We start from the raw sequence: 20,534 nt of genomic DNA, 5'->3' as shown, positions 1-20,534 counted from the left end.
GGACATGAACCCGTTCGATTAACAGCTCCGCGCCGTCGAGCGCTAATCGGGCTCAAATATCCAGCGCGGGGCGCTGGCCGCTTCTGCTGCGTCCGGGTGCATGGCCAAAGCGTCGCCCAAGCCACGGAGGTAACTGGCGAAGCCGTGGGGTGCCCGGCCTTGTAGACGGCTGGAGGTGATGACCCTCAGGGTGTCCGTGGCGACAACGGCGCTGCCGGCACGCCGGAGGCGTTCGGCCAGGATCCGGTCCTCGTGGATGCGCACGGGCTCAAACCCACCAACGCGGAGGTAGTGCGAGGCACGGACGCCGAAGTTCGCCCCGAACACGTGAGGGTGGTCCTCGGCGAAGCGATGCCTGCGTGCCCAAGCGTTGAGCAGGCTCCTGTCCAGCTCGCTGGGGTCCGGTTCAACGGTGCCCAGTACCGCGTCCGCCCCGGACTCGGCGAGTTCCACTTGGCCGCAAAGCCAATGCGGTGGAACCACGGAGTCGGCATCGGTATTGGCCAGCCAAATCTGCTCAGGGGCGGCGGTTGTGGCGGCAAGGGCGGCGCGGATGCCGGCCGCCCTGCTTGCCCCGGCACTGTGCAGCCGAACGTCGATGAGGCTGAGGCATTCGGCGGGACCGGCGGCGTCGACGGCGGCTTCTGCCGTGCCGTCGTCGCACGCGTCCAACACCACTACTACGCGGATGTCCATGCCGGGCCGCATCGCGCGCAACTGGTTGGCGGCGCGGCAAATGGAGCGGATCGCCGGGGCGATGCGCTCGGCCTCGTTACGGGCCGGGACCACGACTGCGACATGGGCGATGCCGCCCTCAAGCGGTCCACCGTGTGCGGGCGGAATTTCAGCGCGGGGGCGGTTGCTGCCCTCAAGGCTAAGCGCGGGCATCGGCGCTTCCGGGCGCGGCCGCGATGAACGTCTCAAGAATGAAGTCCTTCTCCCGGTAGACGGCGGAGGAGGGCCACCGCAGGCGCGCCCGCGCGGCCGCATGGACGCTGTCCCCATCCAGCGACCAGCCCGAAATCGGCCGGCGCCAATGGCACATCACCAATGTCCCGCCCGGCAAGAGTGAATCCACCGATTTGTCGAGCACGGCGTCCAACTCGGCGGGGCTCAAATAGTAGCCCACCTCGGAGATGACAACGAGGTCGAACCGGCCATCGGGCCACTGGGCGGGCACCGTCATGTGCGCCGTCGTGGCACCGGGATTGTCGGCCAGCCGCGCGTCCGCCCACTCGAGGGCCTTGCCGCTGGCATCCACGCAGAGGAGTTGCTCGCAGCGCTGGGCGAGTTCCGCGCTCAGCACTCCAGTGGAACAGCCCAGTTCGAGGCCCCGGGCGTAGCGCTGATCGGGTAGCGCCGCCATGGTCAAGGCGCGTTTTCGCTTCTCGTACCAACTGCTCGCATAATCCCACGGGTCGCTTGATGCAAGGTGCACGACGTCGAAAACCCGCTCCGCGTCGGCTGCTGTGTGGCTACCTGAAGGAGGAGTCCAAGCAAAGGTCTCCCACGTCCGCCGGAAATGATCGACGAAGCGCTCCTGCAGAAGGGCCTCGTCACCAGGCTGCCCTGAGAGCGGTTCCATCTGTGAGCGGTGGGCCTGCAATGCCGCGAACTTTGCCTCCCGGCCGCGCGCCGTCATTTCCGACCGCACCCAGCGACGCCATCGCTCGTCAGCTGCGTTTGCCCAAAGCCAGTACCAGATGGGGTATTCGAGGAGCCCGTAACCGCTTGCTTCGGCCAGCTCGGCGGCAACGGAACCAGCGACGTCATGATCGGTGTGGCCGTCATTTCGCAGCGGAGCCACCAGCACAACATTCGAGGGTTGGCTTCCGCCGGCAGCATTCCCGACCGCAGCCCGCAGGGCATCGCGGATTGCTGAGCGGTGGCGTCCAAGCTGACCGTCGGGGAGACGCAGGAACATCCAACGGCCGCCCACCCCGAGCGCCGCCATCGCGTCCTCGAATTCCCGTAGCCTCCGCGCTGCCAACTCGCTCGGTGTAGTGGTCGGCGAGTGCGGGTGCGAGGCCTCGCCCGCGCTGCACAGCACCACACTGACAGCGGCACCCAAGTCCACCAGCCGGGTGATGAGGCCACCGGCACCGAGCGTCTCGTCGTCGGGATGGGCAGCGAGCACGACGACGGTCCGCCCGGCCAGTTCGGCGTCGTCCAGCGGGAGCTCGGGCAGCAAGTCCACCCCGGCCTTCAGCCACTCGTCCTCGGCCGTGCCTGCATCGGCATGTGCAAAAGTCACCATGTGCTTGCGCCCTTCAAGACCAAGGAGCCGAGTTGGGCGTCGTCGCGCTGGCCGTGATGTTGCCGGACGTAGAGGCGAAGATCGGATACCCGCTTGGCATGCCGCTCATCCCGGGCAAGCGGGCCCGGGCCCAGGTTCTCGCCGACGGTTTCCTGGATTCGCTCCACGATGGCAGCCACGTTTCCCCTTACTCGCAAAGCGTGCGCCCACGCGCCCTTGCTGTCTTCGTGATCGCCCAGTGTGCCGCCGTCGATCCCGGCCGCCGCGCCGCGGAGCAACTCAAATCCGGAAGCGAGCAATCGGTCCGATTCGCCAAGGCCGGAAAGCGCGATCTGGTCAGGTTCCCGCCTCGCCAGGGCTTCCTTGAACGTGCGGAGCAGGCCGACGGCGCCGCCCAGCCAGCAAGCCGCGACACCGATGCCTCCCAGGCAAAACCGGGGCGTTCAAAATACCAGCCCGGCTCGCCGACGGGAACAGCAGGGACGTCAGTGAAATGCACCGTACCACTGGGAATTTCGCGTAGACCGTGGCTAATCCAGCGCGGTTCCTCGACCTCCACCCCCGGGGAGCGCAAATCGACGGCGAAGGCCTGGCGGCTGCCCGCCTGTGTCTTCGCGGTGACGATCGCACGGTCGAGATAGCCCGCCAAGGAGCACCACGGCTTCGAGCCGGACAGCGGCACAGCAGCCCCTGCCAGCGCGGATTGCCCTGTGCCCCGCACCTCAAGAACATGGCCCGGCCCTTCCGCGGCGAATACGCCCCAGGTTCCCTTGAAAAGGGCCTGTTGCCCCGCTTGCATCAGAATTGCGCCAGCGTCCAGGTGTGGTTCGAAGACGCGCGCTGCAGCAACATCCACGGCCGCCAGCGAGGCCAGAATCTCCCACAGCCTGATCGTCTCTCCCCCGCCGGGAGCCGGGGCCGTTCGGCCGGTCATCTCAGCCAGTGCCAGCAGCGCGGGAACGTCGCCTAGCCGCTCTTCCACCTGCGACAACAGTCGCTCGACCTCTTCCGGCAGCGGATCCCTCCCAAGCCGCACTCCTTTGCTCGACGTGAATGTGCCCGGGCGGTGCATGCTCATGTCTTCCTCCGCATCGCCTCGACTAATCAGTTTTCCTGCTGCTAATAGTAAGCAGCCTTATCATCAACTCGCCAGCTAGCTCGGCTGAGCGCCCAGCTGGGCTCGGTACGATGGGCCCAACATCGCCCACACGGGGCGTCCCGCACTGGTCCGGGATCAAGCAAATCCGCCGGTGACGGCCGGAGGACTCACAGGACGGAACACAGCCATGCTGAAGGACAAGACAGTCATCGTGACCGGCGGCAACAGCGGAATCGGCGAGGCGATCGTGCTCGCGGCCGCTGCCGCGGGTGCCAACATTGTCATTGACTATGTGGCGCACCCGGAGGAAACGTCATCCCTGATTGCCCGGATCGAGGCAGCCGGAGGGAAAGCCGTTGGACTGGATGCGGACATCAGCACGGTCGCGGGTCTGCAGGCACTCGTTCAGAAGGCCGTCGAGACCTTCGGCGGGCTGGACGTCCTGGTCAACAACGCAGGTATCGAAACCCGCACCTCCGTGCTGGAGACCTCCGAGGAGCAATATCAGAAAGTACTCGATATCAACCTCAAGAGTGCCTTCTTCGGCACCCAACTGGCAGCCAAGCAGTTCATCGCCCAGGGCACGGGCGGGGTGATCCTGAACATCTCCTCCGTCCACGAGGACTGGCCGATGCCGGGCAACACCGCCTACTGTGTCGCCAAGGGCGGGATGAGGATGCTCACGCGCACCGCCGGTGTTGAACTTGGCCAGCACGGTATCCGTGTCCTCAACCTGTGCCCCGGCGCGGTGGAAACACCCATCAACGCCTCCACCATGGCCGATCCCGGGAAGCTGAAGTCCCTGGATGCCGCCATTCCCCTCGGACGCATGGCCAAACCGGAAGAAATCGCAAACATGGCCGTTGTGCTCGCCTCCGATACCTCCGCCTACCTGACCTCAACCTCGGTCTTCGTCGACGGCGGCATCATGCAGGGAAGCGTCGGCCTGTGAACGCGTACTCCACCGACGCGGGGGACGCGTACGACGTCGTTGTCATCGGCAGCGGTCCCGGTGGCGGCACCCTGGCCGGCTGGCTGGCCGGGACAGGCAAGCGGATCTTGCTTCTGGAACGAGGGGACTACCTCAAACGCGAGCGGGCCAACTGGGACTCCCGAGAGGTGTTCGCCAAGGGCCGCTACACAGCAGCCGAAACCTTCTACGACCGGACCGGTAAACCGTTCCATCCCGGGCTGCACTATTACGTAGGCGGCAACTCGAAGGTCTACGGTGCTGCGCTTTTCAGGCTTACCCCGGCAGACTTCGGACAAATCCTCCACCACGGCGGTATCTCGCCGGCATGGCCGATCAGCTATGCAGATCTTGAACCCTACTATGTCCAGGCCGAACACCAGTTCATGGTCCACGGGCTGCACGGCGAGGACCCCTTCGCCGGGCCATCCAGCCGTGACTACGCGCACCCGCCAGTGAAACACGAACCACGGATTCAGGAACTCTCCGATGGGCTCGAAAGACTCGGACTCCACCCTTTCCACCTGCCTCTGGGCATCAATCTGGACCAGAATCCGGACGGCACTGCCGCGGTCGGCTCCGCGTGCATCCGCTGCGACCGGGTTGACGGCTTCCCTTGCCTCCTGGGCGCCAAGTCCGATGCGGAAACGGCGGCCGTGAGCCCCGCGCTGGCCGCGCACCCAAACCTGACCCTGATCACCCGGGCCACCGTCCAGCGCCTCACAACCGATGAGACCGGCCGCACAGTCACCGGGGTCCACGCAACCATGGAGGACGGAAGCGCTCGAACCTTCGTCGGAGACATCGTGGTCCTCTCCGCCGGATCGATCCTCTCATCGGTGCTACTGCTTCAGTCAGCCAACGAGCGGCACCCCCGCGGGCTGGCGAACAGCTCCGACGTCGTCGGCCGGCACTACATGCGGCATAACAACGTCGGTTTGATGGCCGTATCCAAAGACCCCAACCCCACCGTGTTCCAGAAAACACTGGCCCTGAACGACTTCTACGGTCCCAGCGCGGAATGGGAATATCCGATGGGAAATGTCCAGATGCTGGGAAAATCCGATGACTGGCAGATCAAAGCCGAAGCGCCCAAGCCGTTCGGACTCGGACCGTCGGCCGCCTTCGGGGCCGTCGCATCGCACGCGCTCGACTTCTGGTTGGCAGGGGAAGACCTTCCCTTGCCCGAGAGCCGGGTGACGCTGCGCGCCGACGGGTCCGTTCAGCTGGCACTTCAGCCCGATAACAATACCGAGGGCGTCAAACGACTTCGGAAAGCCTTCGACGGCGTTCTGAACAGACTCGATGCGCGTTCGACGTCTTTCGCACGCAGCATCTACCCCCACAAGGACATGGACATCGCAGCCACTGCCCACCAGGCAGGAACCGTCCGGTTCGGAACCGATCCCACGGCTGCAGCACTGGATCTGGACTGCAAAGCCTACGATCTTGACAACCTCTACGTCGTCGATGGCAGTTTCATGCCTTCCATCGGCGCGGTGAACCCAACCCTGACCATCATCGCCAACGCTTTGCGCGTGGCCGACCGTATCGCCGAACGCATCCTCTAAAGTACCGGGGTGGCCGTCTGGCGCCCCCGGTGCCAGGAACGGCAGTAGTAGCTCCGCCGTTCCTGGCTCAGCCGGGCAGGGAACCCTGGGCAGCTTTTTCGGCGGCGGCGCTGGCCGCCCCGGCCCCGCAGGACACGCGCTATGGGCACTGCGAGGAGGGCGCCAGCGACCGGACCGGTGGCGTAGATCCAGAATCGGCTGAAATCTCCAGTGATCAGTTCAGGACCGAATGACCTGATCGGGTTCATGGACGCTCCGCTGACCGGGCCTCCCCACAGGCCGGCCATGACGATGTAAGCGGCGATTCCGAATGCCGACAAGGCGCCCACGTTCTGCGCCCCGGAGGCGACGGCGAGAACGGTGCTGACGAGTCCCGCAGTCAGGAGGACTTCCAGGGTGAATGCCTGAAAGTCGTTGAATTCCGGGCCTGGAACGGTCATCCCGTCCTTGCCGTAATGTCCAAACACGGCCAGGAGCGTGGCGGACGCGAGCACCGCCCCGGCAGCCTGAATGAGGATATAGCCGGGAACTCTTCGCCAGGGGAAGTCCTGGCGCAGCGCGAACGCCAGGGTCACAACGGGGTTCAGATGGGCCCCGGAAATGGGGCCTATGAAGAGAACGACGGCGATGATCGTCAGCGCAGGCGTCATCACCATGGCTGTGTGCCCGAGCCCGCCGTGGGTGGCGGTGTTTACCACGTCGGCGCCGGCCGCGGCCAACACCAGAAGGTAGGTCCCGAGGAACTCACCGATGAGGCGCCGTGATCCGTTGCCGGGTTGGTTGAAGGCCCGGATCATGCGATGGTCCTGGAGGGAGAGGCCCGGGTGCCTTCGCCGTCCGGACCGTCCTGCCGCGCCGCGTGTCGGCATCTGTCCGACCTAGAATCCGGCGATACGCGCGGAAACGACCGTGTCTTCGCTCAGATGATAGGACGCGCAGACCCGATGGTAGCCGTCTGCAATCCGAGCAGTCGTCCCGGCTTTCTTGCTGCCTCGGATGATCAGGCACGGCGAGAGTGCCTTACCGGCCCTGACCCGGCCCAATTCCTTGGCAACGTCCGGGTCATCCGCAGGCAGCAGCGGCAGTCCGGCTGCACGCAGAATGTCCTTGGCCTTGAAAGACACAGTGTCCGCCTGCTCCAGGGCCTTGATCGCCCGGCTCACGGCTTTGGGTCCGGCGATGAGGGAGAGGTAGGAGGCGGCGGCCGGGTAGTCGTGTTGTTGTGGCTCGTCCAGCCACTTCGCGGTCGGCTCGGGGTGGTCTTTGCCTTTGGAAGGTTCGCTGCGTTTGGTCATGGTGCTCCTTCTGATCCGCTGACGGAGGGCGGCCGGTGTTGCCGATTGTCCGGATTATCCTCTCCATCGCCGGGAACCGTTGAAATCATGCGTTCTCCCCCTACCTGGCGGTAGCAAGCTTCGACCGCACCCGCACGAGAGGTGCGCTCGGATCCTGCGGTTGGGGGATGGCGGTGAGAGCGAACTGGTCGATAACACCGGGCCGGAAGACGAGGCACTCCGTCGAGCCGCCGAACTGGAAGTACCCCAGTTCGTCGCCCTTGTTCACATGGTGGCCCGGGACGATCTCCGGATCGATGACGCAGGACGAAACCTCGACCATGCCCACGGGAACCACCGCCATGAGACCGATGACTGGGTCGTCGGCCTGGATCAGGATGATCGCGCGTGCCGCGACGTGGGCCAGATAGGACTGCGAGAGGGTCGCCTCGACGGCGTCGGCCCCCTCGGAGTCTGCCTCGGAGAAGTATGTACCGTCCTTGAGATACGCCCGCACGATGGTTCCGGCGACGGGAGCGTGCCACCGGTGATAGTTCAGCGCGCTTAGGAACGCCTGGTACACCGTTCCGCCGACAAAGTGATCCACCGACTCGTCCCGGGCGAGCAGATCCTCGAGTGAGTAGGGCTGGTTCTTGACCCAGAACCGGCTCTGGCGTTGGACGTCGGAACTTATTTTGTATGGGGTCGACTCGCAGGCGCTGACGATGACCTTGTCGTCTTCGGGTGCAGCGACGGGTCTGGAGGTCGAGGTGAGCCGGCGGGTGAAGAAATCATTCCACGACGTGAAGCCCCAATGCTCGGCGAGGGGATCATGTTCATAGTCGTCCATCCCGACAACTTGCCGCGCTTTCTCCGACATCCAGCCGGACGGCGAGTCGTTCAGCACATACAGCGAGTCCTCGCTGCTCAGGAACTCGCACCACGCATTGAGTATCTTGCGGAACATAGCGACGATCCGAGGATCGCGATGGGCCGCGAACCCGGCCTCAGTTCCCATGGTCCAATCGAGGATCGCCGTCAACGGGGTGGTAACCATCCCCCCTTCGCTGAACTCCGGGGCAGTCGTCAGAACCTCGTTGATCAGCCGGAGCATCTGGTCAACGCTCGTGAGGTGCCGTTTGCGATAGGGCTTCGATTTAGGGACCTGCTCGATCATCTCCGTCATATAGAGGCGGACAACGGGATCGCTGGCAATCAGTTCCTTGAACTCCACGATCACGGGATGCAGAGGAACATCCTCGCCCCGGGCCTCCACCCTTTCCCGGTGACCGGCAATCCAATCTTCTAGGTCGTCTTGTCGCTCGGGCAGCCAGCCGCCCGGTCGTCGGATACGGTCGGACGAAGCGTTGATAGTCATAGTGCCGAGCCTACTCGGCCCCAAAACCGGCATCGGCAACATAGGTACACCAGGTTGTCCGCCAGATTCGTCAGGACGGCAGCATTCATCTTTTGCGTTAGACGCTTCGTCCACGGTTGACGAAGAACATGATCACAGCGACCACAAGCAGGATCGGAGCGATCCACAGCAGGAAGCCGACAGCCTTCACCGTGCCGCCGACGATGAACAAAACGATCGCGATAACGGCCAGGATCCACAGCAACGCGCTCATTACCATTACCTCCCAAATTGCGTTCTCGAAGAGCCCCAGGTAGGCGGCTGGCCCCAATCTACTCTGCGCGGAACAGGGTTTCCAGTGCGATGCCGTAGCCAATTAGACAGTATGCTTATGAAAACGTGTGAACCAAGGGCGAGCTGAAGGCGCTATCGAAGGCAAGCCGGGCTGCGCGGGGTCGGCTGTGGAATATGCGTGTCGAGGTTTCTGGGATCACCGACCCATGTTGAAAACTTAACCGCGGGAAGGCAAGCAAGGGGCATGACGGTTGGGCTAGGCTCCGAAGGCCCTGATGAGGGTGCGGCATGGACCATATTGTCCGCGTGGAGGCGACAAAGCGCGTTGGACGGGTGGCGGTTTCCCGGGGACTGGCAGGCTCCCGAGACAGCACTGGTGGTGGCCGCGCTTACCTGCAGCATGCCGTTGAATGAATCCGCGACGCTGCTGGGTGCGGCCAGGGCTCAGCAGGGAGTCGGCATCGCCGAGAGCATCGCGGATTACCAGGCCCTATTCTCCTGCCTTGGCTACGCGGTTGACTGCGAATCATTGCAGAGTCTTGCAGCCGGCTGGGTCGAGGCCAACGAAACCTGCACACCCCTCTCCTGCGTTGACCCGGTCACCGGCCTGGCAACGGCCGGTCACTTTCAGGCAATGCTCCAACACGCCGTGATGAACGAGGCTTGCCCTTCCTGCGATTATCTGCAGGGAGAGATCGTCTTTCCCTCCGCGGATGCCGGCTACAGGCCGGGCTGGGCCCTCTTGGCCGAGCTAGGGCAAATCTACGCAGAGGAACTTCCGCCCGGGGCCGTCGTGGAGCTCACCCACGGCGCCGAGGCCCGTTTCCTCTTGCCCTCCACGCCAAACAACCTGGCAAAGCTGCAAAGCTGCCATGCGCGCGTGCAGTCGCTGCGTCCGGAACTACTCGGACCGGCACAACTGAGCTACCACCCGCTACGTGGCACCGACAACCAGGACAACGACGCACCGGCTGGTACCTGAATCTCCCCAGGGACGGGTGCCAGGCCAGTGCGCACACGAGTCCGTTGCGCAATCGCTCAAACGAGGTTAGGAACGGTATGGGGTCATTCACAGTTGCCAGCCTTTCCATCCGGGCGTTTGCCTTTTTAATGGCCTGAAATGACGACTCGACACTTGCTACCGACGAGTCCCTTCCAACGTTCCTCGCGGGTCCCCTTGGCGCCGTTCACTCTACCGGGCGGTATCCCGCGTAGCGTTCGCGGACCTGAGTTCCGCCTCGAGTCGCCGGTTGTCGGCCTCCAGGACAAGGACCATCCGGATGCCGGCGAGGTTCAAGCCCACGTCCAGGAGCTGACCGATCCGCCGCAATGTCACGAGGTCGTCCTCACTGTACTGGCGGGTCCCGCCTTCGGTCCTGCCCGGTTCCAGCAAGCCCTTGCGCTCATAGAGACGAAGGTTCTGCTGGCCCGTCCCCACCAGCTCGGCCGCGACCGAAATCGCGTACACACCCCTCCCGCGGTCCTCGGCCTCTCCCATCGGGTACTCCAAAAAATCCTCCCAAAATCGGGCTTGCCCCGACCCATTTCGCGATGCTATAAAAAATATATACCAGCCACCATAGATCGGCTGGGTTGGCAACCGAAAAACTGCAATCCGCGAGGAGTGACACGCCATGCTGATGCGAACGGACCCCTTCCGTGAATTCGACCGGCTCGCCGAGCAGGTACTCGGCACCACGGCCCGGCCTGCGGCCATGCCGATGGACGCCTGGCGGGAAGCCGAGGACTTCGTGGTCGCCTTCGACCTCCCCGGAGTCGCCGTCGACTCGGTGGAGATCGACGTCGAACGCAACGTGCTGACCGTCAAAGCCGAACGCCCGGACCCCGTCGGCCGGGGCACGGAAATGATTGCCTCCGAACGCCCCCGCGGCGTCTTCAGCCGCCAGCTCATCCTCGGCGACGCGCTGGACACTCAGGGTGTCAAGGCAAGCTACGACGCCGGCGTCCTGACCCTGCGCATCCCGGTGGCGGAGAAAGCAAAACCGCGCCGCATCGAAATCGAAACCACCAGAAAACGCCAGGAGATCAACGCCTGACCGGCGGCGCAGCCTCCCGTACCGGGTGCGACGCCTTCCGAAAAGCCGTCGCACCCGCAAAGGAATTCATCTGCGGAACCCAGCCCTGAAACCGTGCCCGGACCAGTCGGAAAACTCCTGCCATAGTCCGGGCCCGGAGACAATACCGGACTACAAAATCAAAGACCCGGAGCAAACCATGTCCCCTCCACAGATCAGCCAGTTTCTCCAGGACTGCGTCATCAACGATGACACGAACGATTCAGGACTCGACGCCGACGTGTTCTACGGGCTCTACGTCAGCTGGTGCTCCCTGAACCGCAAAGTCCCCCTCCCCGACAATGCCTTCCGTACAGCCCTCCGGATCGCGGGCCTTCGCACGGAAAAGAACGCGAAGGGCAAGAAGAACGTCTTTCAAGGCCTGGCCATGACAGGCCCGGCAGCGGTGGACTACATCCTCAACAGCAGCGACTAAACGCGGACACCCTAGTGCCAGGAGGTTCCCGGGGATGCGCTTGACCGTGCTATCGATGCCGTCGGACGTAGGATTCCGGATCCAGGTCGTGGCCAGTGATCCCTCCCGCATGGCGCGCTTCGAAGGCGCAGAAGGCCAAACCGATCGCGTGCCGGAGGTCCAAGCTGGCATGGCGGCGAAAATCGCTCAGTCCCTCGCGTTCTTCCTCCGCCATGTGGTCACCATTCACTTCATTCACCTGCGCCACTGCGCGCCACCACTCCGCAGAGCCGGTTTCGTGGGTGGCTACGGCTGTGATCGCGTCCCGGATCTCGTTGTGATCATGAATCGCGTCGCTCGTTTCGTCCTCCGGCGAGTCCTTGCCGCCGGCTCCCTCGCCCAACGAAAGCAACTCCGGGTAGAACAACAGCTCTTCAGCCCTCGCATGGACCTCAAGGAGGATGCGTAGCCGAGACCAGACCGCATCGAGGTCAGAAGCCGATACATCGTGCATCTCGTCCAGGAGCGCAAACATACGGCGCTGCTCGTGATGATCGTTGAGAATCACATCGGTTATGTCCATTGCCTGTTCCTTCCAGAGCGGTTCACCAGACAATCCCTGGCTGAATGCCAGGGATCCGCCGGAATTCTTCGGATGGACCCGATGGAATGACGTCGGGCGTTCATTTCAGTAAGTATACTTACCACATTCTGCTGCGCTCTAGGGGCCGGATGGTCACGGACCATCTGCCCACGGATGCGCTGCCCGGAATCGCAGCGAGGCCGAGGCCGGGAGCAGCCAAAGGAAGGTTGCCACTCATGAAGGACCAAACGAAAAGCGCTAAAGACGCCGGAGTCCTGTTCGATGTGGACGGAACCCTGGTTGATTCCACCTATTTCCACACAATGGCGTGGTGGCAGGCCTTCAGACAACAGGGACTGGAAGTGCCCATGGCCTCAATCCACCGTCATATTGGCATGGGTGGAGACAAGCTCCTCGAGCGGCTACTCCCCGCATCCGATAGTGATATCCGCGACGCCGTCGAGCACGCTCACGGCGCAATATTCTCGACCTTTTGGCCGGCTATCCGGCCCTTCGAATCGGCAAGGACCCTCCTGCAAGCGTGTGCGGAATCCGGATTGGCCGTGGCATTGGCCTCCTCGGCACACGAGCGGGATCTTCGGGTGCTCCGGAGCATTCTCGATGCCGAACCCTGGATCGACTGTGCGACGAGTTCAGCCGACGCCACCGAGAGCAAGCCCTCCCCCGACATTCTTCTGGCCGCACTTGAAAAGCTGGACTTAGAGGCAGCAGATGTGACATTTGTCGGTGACTCTGTCTGGGATGTCAAGGCTGCGGCCCGGCTCGGTATCGAAACCATCGGCCTCACATGCGGCGGAATCAGCGCGGCCGAACTTTTCGAGGCAGGAGCCGTCGAAGTCTACTCGGGACCAAGAGCCCTCCTCCATCGACTGGACGCCAGCTCCATTGGAAAACTTGCACGCCGGAACGATGGCGAGGAACCCGGAAGCGGTACGGCCCAGAGCGCGCCAACGGACAACGCCGCGGGATAGTCGCCGCTGCAAGTTCGCCTGCCTTGAGTACAAAACGCCCCGCCGCGGGGCGACCCGGAGACGATTCCCCCGCGCACTTCGCGGACTTCTCCGACAGCATTCGCGAAGGGGGTTTCGCTTACATGGTAAGCATGCTTACCATCTTAACTGCCAGTATTTCTGGTTCTTGATCCGCAGCCGACCTTCTTGGAAAGAGAGCGAAGATGACAGGGAACCAATGGGACGGGAACTACACGCCCCCGCCGGCCACCGAGCAACCAGCGGACACGCACGTTCCCCCCGCGCCACAGCAGGACAGCGGCATGCCGACCGCGGAAACGATCAAAGACGAAGCAGGGAACGTGGCCGCGCAGGCCGGGGACTCCGCGAAGAACGTCGTCGAAACCGCGAAATCCGAAGTCGCGAACGTCGCGACTGAAGTGCGTTCGAACGCAAGGGATCTGCTGGACCAAGCCAGGCTGGACCTCACGGACCAGGCCGGCAAGCAGCAGCAAAAAGTCGCCGCAGGCCTTCGATCCATCTCGGAAGAGCTGGATTCCATGGCCACCGCTTCGGAGCAGCCCGGCGTCGCAACGGATCTGGTGCGGCAAGCCGCCGAACGGTCCTCATCCGTGGCGACGTGGCTGGAGGACCGGGATCCGGGCTCCCTCGCTGGAGGAAGTGAAGACCTTCGCCCGGCAGCGTCCCGGGACGTTTCTCCTCCTGGCCGCCGGAGCAGGGGTCCTGGCCGGCCGCCTGAGCCGCGGACTGAGCGCCGGCACTGACAGCTCCCCCAGGGAACAGCCACCGGGCATGCCCCGATCCAACCCGGCCACGACGCTCAAACTTTCGTCCCCGGGCCAGGGATGACGGTGCCCCCACCCCCGGTCCAGCTCCCCGGCCCCACCACCACGACGGCCGGATACCCGAACCCCGGCACCCTGCCTCAGTCCGCACCGGTCACCGAGCCCGAAGCCGATCCCTGGCCTGAGGGCGCGATAGCGGAGGATCCGTTCACCCGTGACCGTTCGCATCGCCTCGGTTCTGCTGCTCCCCTGCCAGGAAATGATGCAGCCGACGCCGGGCGCTGGCCCGGCGTGGACCCCGCCCGTGGTGAGTCGCGATGACCGAGAGCCCCATCCCGCCGACCCCCGCACACGCCAAAGCGGACTCGACATCGCTGGGAGACCTTCTGGGCGAGGTCACGCGGGACATTTCCGTGCTGATGCGCCAGGAAGTGGAGCTGGCCAAAGCTGAACTGAGGCAGTCCGCGGCGCAGGCAGGCAAGGGCGCCGGAATGCTGGCAGGAGCCGGCGTTGCCGGGCACTTCGTCCTGCTCTTCCTCTCCCTCGCCCTGTGGTACGCCCTGGGCGAGCTGATGGGCCTGGGCTGGTCCGCCGTCGTCGTGGCTGTTCTCTGGGCGATCGTGGCCGCTGTCCTGGCATCCAGAGGCCGCAAGGAACTCAAAACCGTCAAAGGCCTGCCCCAGACGGCGGCAACAATCCAGGAAATCCCAGAAACACTCAAACCACGCGAGGAGCAACGATGAGTGAAAATCCGGACGATATCCGTTCCGAGATCGAAGAAACCCGCCGGCGCCTCGGCACCAACGTTGACGCAGTGGCGGACAAGGTCACGCCCTCCCACGTAGTCCGACGCCAAACCGAGAAAGTCAAAGACGCCGTGTTCGGCATGAAGGAGACCGTCATGGGCACCGCCGATGACCTCGCGGACGGCGCACGGTCAGCGATCGACGACGCCGGTGAGGCGATCGGCGACGCGCCCCACCGCCTCGCCCGCAAAGCCCAAGGCACCCCGCTGGCAGCCGGGCTCATAGCCTTCGGGGCCGGGCTCCTGGTGGCCTCCCTGATCCCGGCCAGCGAGAAGGAAAAGGAAGCAGCCGCGGCCCTGAAGGAAGCCGCCGAACCCTTGACCACCGAACTCGCCGCGGCCGCCCAGGACATCGCCCAGGATCTCCAGGAACCGGCCCAGGAAGCGCTCGCCAACGTGAAGACCGCCGCCACTGAAGCAGTCGGAAACGTCAAGGAAGAATCCCAGACCGCCGTCTCCGACGTAACAGACAGCACCACAGCAGCCAAGGACAGGATCCAGCCCACCTGATCCACACGGACCCACACGGAGGCGTGCTGCCCGGCCAACACGGCACAAAGGACAGCACGCCTCCAGACCGCTTTGCCCATGGGTGGTACCAGAGACGGCGACAATCAGCGCCATGTGGTCCAGGCTTAGCCGGAACTGCAGGCCAAATAGCCCTTCGGCAATCCAAAATGAAAGTGCCCCTTCACCGCGTTTCCGCAGATCAGGGGCACTTTTCTTGTAGGGCTACTCGGACTTGAACCGAGGACCTTAGGATTATGAGTCCCGCGCTCTAACCAGCTGAGCTATAGCCCCGAGTCGGCCGGAGGCCGCTGATTCCAGCGTCCTGCCCGGCCAAAACACTCTAGCAAAACAATTCGGCCGCCAAAGCCAAACGGTAAGTCAGAAGGCTCCTAGACCACCTTGTCTTCGTAAGATGCACCCCGATAGAGGTCCTCAAATGTCTGCAGGGTGCCCTGAATGCTGTGCGGTTCCACCATCGCGCGGCTTGCCTTGCCCATGGCTTCGAGTTCGTCTGACGGCAAACGCAAAAGTTCGGTGATCCGGGCTGCCAGTTCATCGCTGTCGCCGGGGGTGAACAGGTGTCCGTTCTCGCCTTCGCGGACGAGGTGCGGGAGCGCCATCGCATTGGCGAGAAGTACCGGCGTCGACGCCGACATCGCCTCAAGTGTCACGAGCGACTGCAGTTCGGCAGTTCCCGGCATGCAGAACAGGTCAGCGCGAATGTACGCCTTCCTCAGGTCCGCGTCGCTCGCCAGACCCAGGAACTTGACCCGCTCCCCCAGGCCCAGCCGTTTGGCTTGGGCCTCAAGCGCAGCCTTGACCTCGCCGCCGCCCACGATCTCCAAGTGCACCTTGAGTTCGGCGGGCGTCTTGGAGATCGCGTCGATCAACACGTTCACGTGCTTTTCTTCGGCAAGGCGGCCAACGAAGAGGACAGTGGGGTTCGCGTTTCGCTCGATCTCTTCGCCGGGCAGCGGTTCGTAAGCGGCCGCGTCAATTCCGTTGGACAGCGGCAGGACCTTGCGAAGGAAAGCGTGCTGGTGCATGGCCTTCGCAGCAAGCGGCGTGGGCGTGGTGACGACGTCGGCCAGGCCCATGACCTTGCCCATGTCCTTCCACGAGACGCGCCCGATGATGTCCTTGAACCACTGCGGGAACGGCAGGAACGGGTTCAGGTTTTCGGGCATGAAGTGGTTGGTGGCTATGATCCGGATGCCGCGCTTCTTGGCCTCGTAGAGAACGTGTTCGCCGATCATGTAATGGCTTTGGATGTGAACGACGTCGGGCTGCACCTTGTCGAAGAGCAGTCGAATGTCGTTTTTGATTTCCCACGGGTAGCAAATGCGAAAGTACTCGTGCGTAAAGACGCCGTGGGACTTCAGGCGGTGCACGGTGCCTTCGTCCGCGAACGCCTCCGTGAAGCTCTTGCCGTTGTCCGCCCGGCAGGCCAGCACATGGACGTTGTGCCCCCGCGCTTTCATTCCTTTGGCAAGCCGGTACCCGAACTGAGCAGCACCGTTGACCTGCGGGCGGTAGGTCTCCGCCGCAATCAGGATGGTGAGGGGTTTGTTGGTTTCGGGAACGGTCACGTGGAGAACTCCTGATGGTCACGGTGCGAACATCGCAAAACGCCTGGCCCTGCGGTGTCTTCGCCGGTTGCCTGCCGCGGGTGTGCGGGGCACGGTTGTCGAACTTTGCCCTAGGCCTTCCGGCTTGCTGCCGCCTTCGCGTCACGTTTTCGCTTGGTGACCTCAGGATGGTGCCGGCTCAGGGCAATAACCCCCACGATAGCAAGGGAAGCGGCCACAGCCATGCCGATTGCGAGCACGGCGTGGACATCGGGGCGAAGCTCACCCAAAATGGCGATCCCGATGGCGATCCCGACGATGGGGTCGACCACGGTCAGACCCGCGATCACCAAATCCGGCGGCCCACCGGAGTAGGCACTCTGCACGAACCACGAACCGAGCCCGCCGGCAGCGGCGATGGCCACCACGGTGTACCACTGCACGTTGAGCAGAAAGTGCCCGTTGGGATCCAGCAGGTGCCTGCCGATGATGCGAGTCAGGACCGCGACGAAGCCGAACAACACCCCGGCACCCAGGATGTACACAAAGGCGCCCAAGCGATGCCGGAACATGACAGCCAACGTCCCGAAAAGCCCGACAGCGAGTGCCAGCAGGAGCACGATGGTTATTTCGTCCGAACCGCTGACGTGGTGATTTTCCTGGGTTACGTTGACCGCCAGCAAGACGAACAACGCCGAGCCGGTCACACAAGCAGATATCGCCACCACCGTGCCGCGATTGATGTTTAGGCCTTGGTCCTTGGCGTTGACCACCGTGGTGATCACCAAGGCAATGGCACCGATCGGCTGGACCACCGTCAATGGCGCCGACACAAGGGCGATGGCGTTCATACCCATGCCCAAGGCCAGCAGCAGCAGGCCAAACATCCATCGCGGATTCCTGAGGAGCCTCAGGAAGCCCTGGGAACTCAGGGCGAGGCCACCGGTATCGGCTTTGACCGCGCTGCCCTGGCGCTGTGCACCAATGGCAAGGCAAAAGGCGCCAAGCACCGCAAGGAGAACTGCAAACCAGACCATCAGTGACGACCGCCGTCGTTGGCTTTGAGTTCTTTGCCTTTGCGAAGAATGGCCCAGAAGTAGTTGTAGGCCGCGACCCAATGGCCCATCAGGCCCAACCCGAGGCAGATCCAGGCGATCACGAAGTAGACACCCGTGAAGGGGATCGCGAGCTTGGACAGAACCAGAAGGGGCGTCCCCAACAGCAGGAAGGCCGTGCGGATCTTGCCGATCCTGCTCACGGGGAGGTCAGGGTGGCTATGGAAATAGAACAGCGAGGCTGTTGCGAGAACGACGTCGGGCACCACCAGGGCGGCGAGGTACCACCAGTCGACCACCCCGGCGATGGCGAGGGTGACCGCGACCGCGATCAGCGCCAGCCGGTCCGCCAAGGGATCCATAATGCGGCCAAGCTTGGTGGCCTGGTTGAAGCGCCGCGCGACATAACCATCTACCCAGTCCGTGCCGCCCATGACGGCAAGGACCAATACAGCGAAGCCGTACTCCCGCTCCCACAACACGAGCCAAACGAACAGCGGAACGCCCATGAAACGCAGTACGGTGAGGAAATTGGGGACCGTGACGATGAGATCGTGATCGATCTGGGGCTGGCCCGGGCGGGCCCCTGCACCGATGAACTTCATCTGCCCCCTTTCCGTAGTCCGCGGCTGATGTGTTTGCTTGCCGTCGCGGTTACTTCTTGAACAGCTTCCGTAGCCCCACCGCAGCCACCGTGGCTGACGCGGCAAAGAGCAACAACTCTTTCCAGCGAGTGGCGAGCCGCTCCGGCAGCCCGGCCGGAACCTTTTCACTCAGATCGGCGAGCTTGTCAGCAGCAAACTGGCGTCCGTCGTCGAGTTTGTGCCCGGCCGCGTTCAGCAGGGCCTTTCCTTGGGTCTTGGCGTCCAGCTCTACACCGAGCTGATCGCGAACGTCGGCGAGGTGTTCGCGGCGCTGCTCCAGACGGCGAAGCAGCTCGGCCTCGCCGGGCGCAGGGGGGTGCTCGGCTTTGTGTGCTTCTGCCTTGGCGGCTTTCTCTGCCTTGGCCTTTTCGGCTGCGGCGGCCTTCGCTGCCTCTGCAACCTTGTACGCCTCCGACGACGGGTCCAGGACGCTGGCGTCGAACGCCGTCCCTGCTTTGATGATGCCGAGATCGTATTTGATCCCGCGCATGGTCTTCTCCGGCACAAATGGCATGGCGCTCTTGAACGCGCGGAAGGCGATCAAGGCTCCGATGAGGATGATCACCAGGAACGCCGCCGAAACAATGAGTGCAGCGAGCCACGCAGGCATGACCGTAGCCAAGCCCATGATGGCAGCCACGACCAGGGCGATGACAAGCAAAGAGAAAAAGACCAGCACGACGCCGGCAAAGGCACCCGCGACCCCGAGGTGCTTTCCCTTGCCCTTGAGTTCGAGCCTGGCCATGCTGATTTCGTCGTTGATCTGCCGCGGCGCAAGCCTGGCCGCAAGTTTGAGGGTATTCGGCAATGCCGAAATGCCCGGGCGTTGGCCGGCCCGGCCGCTGTGACGTCCACTCATCGGTTCCGCCTCACTGCTTCCTTCTTGCTCCTACCCGGTTTGGTGCGGGGCCGAATGCAACCGACCACGCGCACCTGTCCACAAAACTACCATTCAGCTTCAGCCTCAACTTCCGAGGCGTTCCGCGGCGCGCCCTAAGATCCCCTGATAAATATGATCTGTGACACTTAGGATTGATAATCGTGAGCACTCCCCCTGTACCGGGCGATTCCCTGAGCCGACGCGAAAAACTCCTTTACATCCTGCTTCTTGGCGCACTGACCGCCTTGGGTCCCTTTACCGTAGATCTCTATCTGCCGGCGTTCCCTGCTTTGGAGCGCCATTTCGACGTGTCAGCTGCTGCGATCCAACTCACACTGACCGGAACAACCGTGGGCTTTTCGCTCGGGCAATTGGTGGTGGGGCCATTCAGCGACAAATTCGGTCGTCGCATGCCCTTGATTCTGGCAACTGCCCTGCACATCGGCTCCTCGCTCGGCGCCGCACTGTCCACTGACATCAGCACCCTTGCACTCTTTCGCGTTCTGATGGGGGTTGGTGCGGCCGGTGGCGGCGTGGTGGCCATGGCGATGGTCCGGGACCTCTTCGCTGGCTACGCGATGGTGCGGATGTTCTCCCGGATGTCGCTGGTTAATGGCCTTGCGCCTATTCTTGCCCCGATCATCGGTTCGCAACTGCTCTTGGTGATGCCGTGGCCCGGGATCTTCTACTTCCTGTCGAGTTACGGAATCCTGGTGATCATCGCGGCGATATTCCTTATCCGGGAAACGTATCCTGCAGAACTTCGGCGGCAAACGACGTCGACGGCGAGCCAGCGCTACAGGGCCGTTTTCGCGGACCGGATCTTCGTCGGGATGTTGCTCGTGGGCGGGTTCAATTTCGGCGGACTGTTTGCATACCTGTCGGCGTCGACTTTCCTGTTCCAACAGGTCTATGACTTCTCCCCGCAGGAATATGGCCTGCTGTTCGGCGTCAACTCCCTCGGAATCGTTGCAGGGGTCCAGATCAGTGCCAGGGTTATCAAGCGCGTGCCGCCCCAATGGATCATGGCGTTCGCCACAGCCTGGATGCTGCTGATGGCCGTGTTGATCGTGGTATTCGATCTCTTGCACTTCGGCCTGTGGGGGGTCATGGTCCCCCTCTGGTTCTACATCCTTGCCACCGGGTTCATGTTTCCTTGCGTTCAAGTGATCGCCCTGGCCAACCATGGGGCGCAGGCCGGAACCGCAGCCTCCCTGCTCGGCGCGTCGAACTTCCTGATGGCCGGCATCATTCCCCCGGTGGTTGGCTGGCTGGGCGTCGGGTCCGCTGTGCCTATGGGCGCCGTCCAGGCGGTATGCCTCGCATGCGCCGTGGCAGCTTTGTGGCTCGTCGTCCGGCCACGCTCCGTGCCATCCATCCACTGATGCAACCGGCCCCCG

General features: G+C 63.4%; 25 protein-coding genes and 1 tRNA gene. 11 read left to right on the top strand and 15 right to left on the bottom strand.

The genetic code is table 11. The features are described 5' to 3' along the window. Positions 1 to 42 precede the first annotated feature (42 nt). The 4 genes from ACF0H6_RS19665 to ACF0H6_RS19650 are packed head-to-tail and all read right to left on the bottom strand — an operon-like array spanning position 43 to position 3,056. Positions 43 to 888, bottom strand: coding sequence for a glycosyltransferase (locus ACF0H6_RS19665; RefSeq protein WP_395251124.1), 846 nt, complete (start codon positions 886 to 888; stop codon positions 43 to 45). Continuing rightward, a complete protein-coding gene (locus ACF0H6_RS19660) occupies positions 875 to 2,257 on the bottom strand; it encodes a PIG-L family deacetylase (RefSeq protein ID WP_395251123.1) in 1,383 nt (460 codons plus the stop codon). The genes ACF0H6_RS19665 and ACF0H6_RS19660 overlap by 14 nt, the downstream gene beginning before the upstream one ends. Beyond that, positions 2,251 to 2,436, bottom strand: a complete 186-nt coding sequence (locus tag ACF0H6_RS19655) for a hypothetical protein (protein WP_395251122.1) — start codon at positions 2,434 to 2,436, stop codon at positions 2,251 to 2,253. Before ACF0H6_RS19655 ends, ACF0H6_RS19660 begins: the two co-directional genes overlap by 7 nt. An 8-nt stretch (positions 2,437 to 2,444) precedes the next feature. Continuing rightward, positions 2,445 to 3,056: an acyl-CoA dehydrogenase family protein gene (locus tag ACF0H6_RS19650; protein ID WP_395251368.1), complete on the bottom strand. Its 612-nt coding sequence runs from the start codon at positions 3,054 to 3,056 to the stop codon at positions 2,445 to 2,447. A gap of 487 nt (positions 3,057 to 3,543) precedes the next feature. On the opposite strand from ACF0H6_RS19650, the gene ACF0H6_RS19645 reads away from it, so the two are divergent. Together ACF0H6_RS19645 and ACF0H6_RS19640 are read left to right on the top strand one after the other, a co-directional pair. Further along, positions 3,544 to 4,308, top strand: coding sequence for a glucose 1-dehydrogenase (locus ACF0H6_RS19645; protein WP_395251121.1), 765 nt, complete (start codon positions 3,544 to 3,546; stop codon positions 4,306 to 4,308). Further along, positions 4,305 to 5,897 carry a GMC oxidoreductase gene (locus tag ACF0H6_RS19640; RefSeq protein WP_395251120.1) on the top strand — a complete coding sequence of 531 codons (1,593 nt, stop codon included), beginning with the start codon at positions 4,305 to 4,307 and terminating at the stop codon, positions 5,895 to 5,897. Before ACF0H6_RS19645 ends, ACF0H6_RS19640 begins: the two co-directional genes overlap by 4 nt. On the opposite strand, the gene ACF0H6_RS19635 is transcribed toward ACF0H6_RS19640, so the two are convergent. The 4 genes from ACF0H6_RS19635 to ACF0H6_RS19620 form a co-directional block, all read right to left on the bottom strand. Then, on the bottom strand, positions 5,894 to 6,766 hold the full coding sequence (locus ACF0H6_RS19635) for an MIP/aquaporin family protein (protein ID WP_395251119.1): 873 nt from the start codon (positions 6,764 to 6,766) through the stop codon (positions 5,894 to 5,896). The two genes, ACF0H6_RS19640 and ACF0H6_RS19635, sit on opposite strands and share 4 nt — an antisense overlap. Positions 6,767 to 6,775: 9 nt before the next feature. Further along, entirely contained in the window at positions 6,776 to 7,192 is a 417-nt protein-coding gene (locus ACF0H6_RS19630; protein ID WP_395251118.1) for a hypothetical protein, read from the bottom strand. Positions 7,193 to 7,292: 100 nt separating this feature from the next. Continuing rightward, positions 7,293 to 8,549 carry a phosphatidylserine decarboxylase family protein gene (locus ACF0H6_RS19625; RefSeq protein WP_395251117.1) on the bottom strand — a complete coding sequence of 419 codons (1,257 nt, stop codon included), beginning with the start codon at positions 8,547 to 8,549 and terminating at the stop codon, positions 7,293 to 7,295. Between the two features lie 97 nt (positions 8,550 to 8,646). Next, positions 8,647 to 8,802 (bottom strand): hypothetical protein, encoded by a 156-nt coding sequence (locus ACF0H6_RS19620; protein WP_395251116.1) that lies wholly within the window; start codon positions 8,800 to 8,802, stop codon positions 8,647 to 8,649. A gap of 264 nt (positions 8,803 to 9,066) precedes the next feature. On the opposite strand from ACF0H6_RS19620, the gene ACF0H6_RS19615 reads away from it, so the two are divergent. Next, a complete protein-coding gene (locus ACF0H6_RS19615) occupies positions 9,067 to 9,804 on the top strand; it encodes a hypothetical protein (protein WP_395251115.1) in 738 nt (245 codons plus the stop codon). Positions 9,805 to 10,014: 210 nt separating this feature from the next. Here ACF0H6_RS19615 and ACF0H6_RS19610 read toward each other — a convergent pair whose 3' ends face one another. Continuing rightward, positions 10,015 to 10,320 carry a MerR family transcriptional regulator gene (locus ACF0H6_RS19610; RefSeq protein WP_395251114.1) on the bottom strand — a complete coding sequence of 102 codons (306 nt, stop codon included), beginning with the start codon at positions 10,318 to 10,320 and terminating at the stop codon, positions 10,015 to 10,017. A 136-nt stretch (positions 10,321 to 10,456) separates the two neighbouring features. Between ACF0H6_RS19610 and ACF0H6_RS19605 the strand changes: the two genes are divergently transcribed. Next, positions 10,457 to 10,879 (top strand): Hsp20/alpha crystallin family protein, encoded by a 423-nt coding sequence (locus ACF0H6_RS19605; RefSeq protein ID WP_395251113.1) that lies wholly within the window; start codon positions 10,457 to 10,459, stop codon positions 10,877 to 10,879. 178 nt (positions 10,880 to 11,057) lie between these two features. Further along, on the top strand, positions 11,058 to 11,333 hold the full coding sequence (locus ACF0H6_RS19600) for a hypothetical protein (protein ID WP_395251112.1): 276 nt from the start codon (positions 11,058 to 11,060) through the stop codon (positions 11,331 to 11,333). Between the two features lie 49 nt (positions 11,334 to 11,382). Here the strand turns inward: ACF0H6_RS19600 and ACF0H6_RS19595 are convergent, their stop codons facing one another. After that, the gene (locus tag ACF0H6_RS19595; RefSeq protein ID WP_395251111.1) at positions 11,383 to 11,895 is read right to left on the bottom strand and encodes a hemerythrin domain-containing protein; all 513 of its coding nucleotides are present in this window, start codon (positions 11,893 to 11,895) and stop codon (positions 11,383 to 11,385) included. Between the two features lie 236 nt (positions 11,896 to 12,131). Between ACF0H6_RS19595 and ACF0H6_RS19590 the strand changes: the two genes are divergently transcribed. The 5 genes from ACF0H6_RS19590 to ACF0H6_RS19570 all read left to right on the top strand — a co-directional run bounded on the left by ACF0H6_RS19590 (position 12,132) and on the right by ACF0H6_RS19570 (position 14,987). After that, positions 12,132 to 12,887 carry an HAD family hydrolase gene (locus ACF0H6_RS19590; RefSeq protein WP_395251110.1) on the top strand — a complete coding sequence of 252 codons (756 nt, stop codon included), beginning with the start codon at positions 12,132 to 12,134 and terminating at the stop codon, positions 12,885 to 12,887. 203 nt (positions 12,888 to 13,090) lie between these two features. After that, positions 13,091 to 13,651: a hypothetical protein gene (locus ACF0H6_RS19585; protein WP_395251109.1), complete on the top strand. Its 561-nt coding sequence runs from the start codon at positions 13,091 to 13,093 to the stop codon at positions 13,649 to 13,651. Positions 13,652 to 13,738: 87 nt separating this feature from the next. Next, entirely contained in the window at positions 13,739 to 13,993 is a 255-nt protein-coding gene (locus ACF0H6_RS19580; protein ID WP_395251108.1) for a hypothetical protein, read from the top strand. Beyond that, positions 13,990 to 14,415: a phage holin family protein gene (locus tag ACF0H6_RS19575; RefSeq protein ID WP_395248046.1), complete on the top strand. Its 426-nt coding sequence runs from the start codon at positions 13,990 to 13,992 to the stop codon at positions 14,413 to 14,415. Before ACF0H6_RS19580 ends, ACF0H6_RS19575 begins: the two co-directional genes overlap by 4 nt. Beyond that, positions 14,412 to 14,987, top strand: coding sequence for a DUF3618 domain-containing protein (locus ACF0H6_RS19570; protein WP_395251107.1), 576 nt, complete (start codon positions 14,412 to 14,414; stop codon positions 14,985 to 14,987). Before ACF0H6_RS19575 ends, ACF0H6_RS19570 begins: the two co-directional genes overlap by 4 nt. Positions 14,988 to 15,204: 217 nt before the next feature. Here ACF0H6_RS19570 and ACF0H6_RS19565 read toward each other — a convergent pair. From ACF0H6_RS19565 to ACF0H6_RS19545, 5 genes are all read right to left on the bottom strand, one after another. Beyond that, positions 15,205 to 15,278 (bottom strand) — tRNA-Ile (locus ACF0H6_RS19565). A gap of 98 nt (positions 15,279 to 15,376) precedes the next feature. Continuing rightward, positions 15,377 to 16,576: a glycosyltransferase gene (locus ACF0H6_RS19560; protein ID WP_395251106.1), complete on the bottom strand. Its 1,200-nt coding sequence runs from the start codon at positions 16,574 to 16,576 to the stop codon at positions 15,377 to 15,379. A 110-nt stretch (positions 16,577 to 16,686) separates the two neighbouring features. Further along, positions 16,687 to 17,592, bottom strand: a complete 906-nt coding sequence (locus ACF0H6_RS19555) for a DMT family transporter (protein WP_395251105.1) — start codon at positions 17,590 to 17,592, stop codon at positions 16,687 to 16,689. Beyond that, a complete protein-coding gene (locus tag ACF0H6_RS19550; protein WP_395251104.1) occupies positions 17,592 to 18,215 on the bottom strand; it encodes a CDP-alcohol phosphatidyltransferase family protein in 624 nt (207 codons plus the stop codon). Before ACF0H6_RS19550 ends, ACF0H6_RS19555 begins: the two co-directional genes overlap by 1 nt. Before the next feature lie 49 nt (positions 18,216 to 18,264). After that, entirely contained in the window at positions 18,265 to 19,113 is an 849-nt protein-coding gene (locus ACF0H6_RS19545) for a phage holin family protein (RefSeq protein WP_395251103.1), read from the bottom strand. A 176-nt stretch (positions 19,114 to 19,289) separates the two neighbouring features. On the opposite strand from ACF0H6_RS19545, the gene ACF0H6_RS19540 reads away from it, so the two are divergent. Continuing rightward, positions 19,290 to 20,519, top strand: a complete 1,230-nt coding sequence (locus tag ACF0H6_RS19540) for a multidrug effflux MFS transporter (protein ID WP_395251367.1) — start codon at positions 19,290 to 19,292, stop codon at positions 20,517 to 20,519. The last annotated feature ends 15 nt before the right edge of the window (positions 20,520 to 20,534 follow it).

Origin of the sequence: Arthrobacter sp. NA-172, from assembly GCF_043952055.1 — a bacterium.
In the GTDB taxonomy this organism is placed as follows: domain Bacteria; phylum Actinomycetota; class Actinomycetes; order Actinomycetales; family Micrococcaceae; genus Arthrobacter.
The sequence above is the reverse complement of the archived record's forward strand: the minus strand, read 5'-3'. Positions and strand labels throughout refer to the sequence as shown.

Bases quoted from the DNA above. Each gene is read 5' to 3' on its own strand.
- ACF0H6_RS19630 (WP_395251118.1), bottom strand. From the start codon at position 7,192: ATGACCAAACGCAGCGAACCTTCCAAAGGCAAAGACCACCCCGAGCCG.
- ACF0H6_RS19625 (WP_395251117.1), bottom strand. From the start codon at position 8,549: ATGACTATCAACGCTTCGTCCGACCGTATCCGACGACCGGGCGGCTGG.
- ACF0H6_RS19665 (WP_395251124.1), bottom strand. From the start codon at position 888: ATGCCCGCGCTTAGCCTTGAGGGCAGCAACCGCCCCCGCGCTGAAATT.
- ACF0H6_RS19610 (WP_395251114.1), bottom strand. From the start codon at position 10,320: ATGGGAGAGGCCGAGGACCGCGGGAGGGGTGTGTACGCGATTTCGGTC.
- ACF0H6_RS19650 (WP_395251368.1), bottom strand. From the start codon at position 3,056: ATGCAAGCGGGGCAACAGGCCCTTTTCAAGGGAACCTGGGGCGTATTC.
- ACF0H6_RS19645 (WP_395251121.1), top strand. From the start codon at position 3,544: ATGCTGAAGGACAAGACAGTCATCGTGACCGGCGGCAACAGCGGAATC.
- ACF0H6_RS19615 (WP_395251115.1), top strand. From the start codon at position 9,067: ATGACGGTTGGGCTAGGCTCCGAAGGCCCTGATGAGGGTGCGGCATGG.
- ACF0H6_RS19545 (WP_395251103.1), bottom strand. From the start codon at position 19,113: ATGAGTGGACGTCACAGCGGCCGGGCCGGCCAACGCCCGGGCATTTCG.
- ACF0H6_RS19600 (WP_395251112.1), top strand. From the start codon at position 11,058: ATGTCCCCTCCACAGATCAGCCAGTTTCTCCAGGACTGCGTCATCAAC.
- ACF0H6_RS19620 (WP_395251116.1), bottom strand. From the start codon at position 8,802: ATGAGCGCGTTGCTGTGGATCCTGGCCGTTATCGCGATCGTTTTGTTC.
- ACF0H6_RS19660 (WP_395251123.1), bottom strand. From the start codon at position 2,257: ATGGTGACTTTTGCACATGCCGATGCAGGCACGGCCGAGGACGAGTGG.
- ACF0H6_RS19635 (WP_395251119.1), bottom strand. From the start codon at position 6,766: ATGCCGACACGCGGCGCGGCAGGACGGTCCGGACGGCGAAGGCACCCG.
- ACF0H6_RS19555 (WP_395251105.1), bottom strand. From the start codon at position 17,592: ATGGTCTGGTTTGCAGTTCTCCTTGCGGTGCTTGGCGCCTTTTGCCTT.
- ACF0H6_RS19590 (WP_395251110.1), top strand. From the start codon at position 12,132: ATGAAGGACCAAACGAAAAGCGCTAAAGACGCCGGAGTCCTGTTCGAT.
- ACF0H6_RS19595 (WP_395251111.1), bottom strand. From the start codon at position 11,895: ATGGACATAACCGATGTGATTCTCAACGATCATCACGAGCAGCGCCGT.
- ACF0H6_RS19605 (WP_395251113.1), top strand. From the start codon at position 10,457: ATGCTGATGCGAACGGACCCCTTCCGTGAATTCGACCGGCTCGCCGAG.
- ACF0H6_RS19585 (WP_395251109.1), top strand. From the start codon at position 13,091: ATGACAGGGAACCAATGGGACGGGAACTACACGCCCCCGCCGGCCACC.
- ACF0H6_RS19575 (WP_395248046.1), top strand. From the start codon at position 13,990: ATGACCGAGAGCCCCATCCCGCCGACCCCCGCACACGCCAAAGCGGAC.
- ACF0H6_RS19570 (WP_395251107.1), top strand. From the start codon at position 14,412: ATGAGTGAAAATCCGGACGATATCCGTTCCGAGATCGAAGAAACCCGC.
- ACF0H6_RS19550 (WP_395251104.1), bottom strand. From the start codon at position 18,215: ATGAAGTTCATCGGTGCAGGGGCCCGCCCGGGCCAGCCCCAGATCGAT.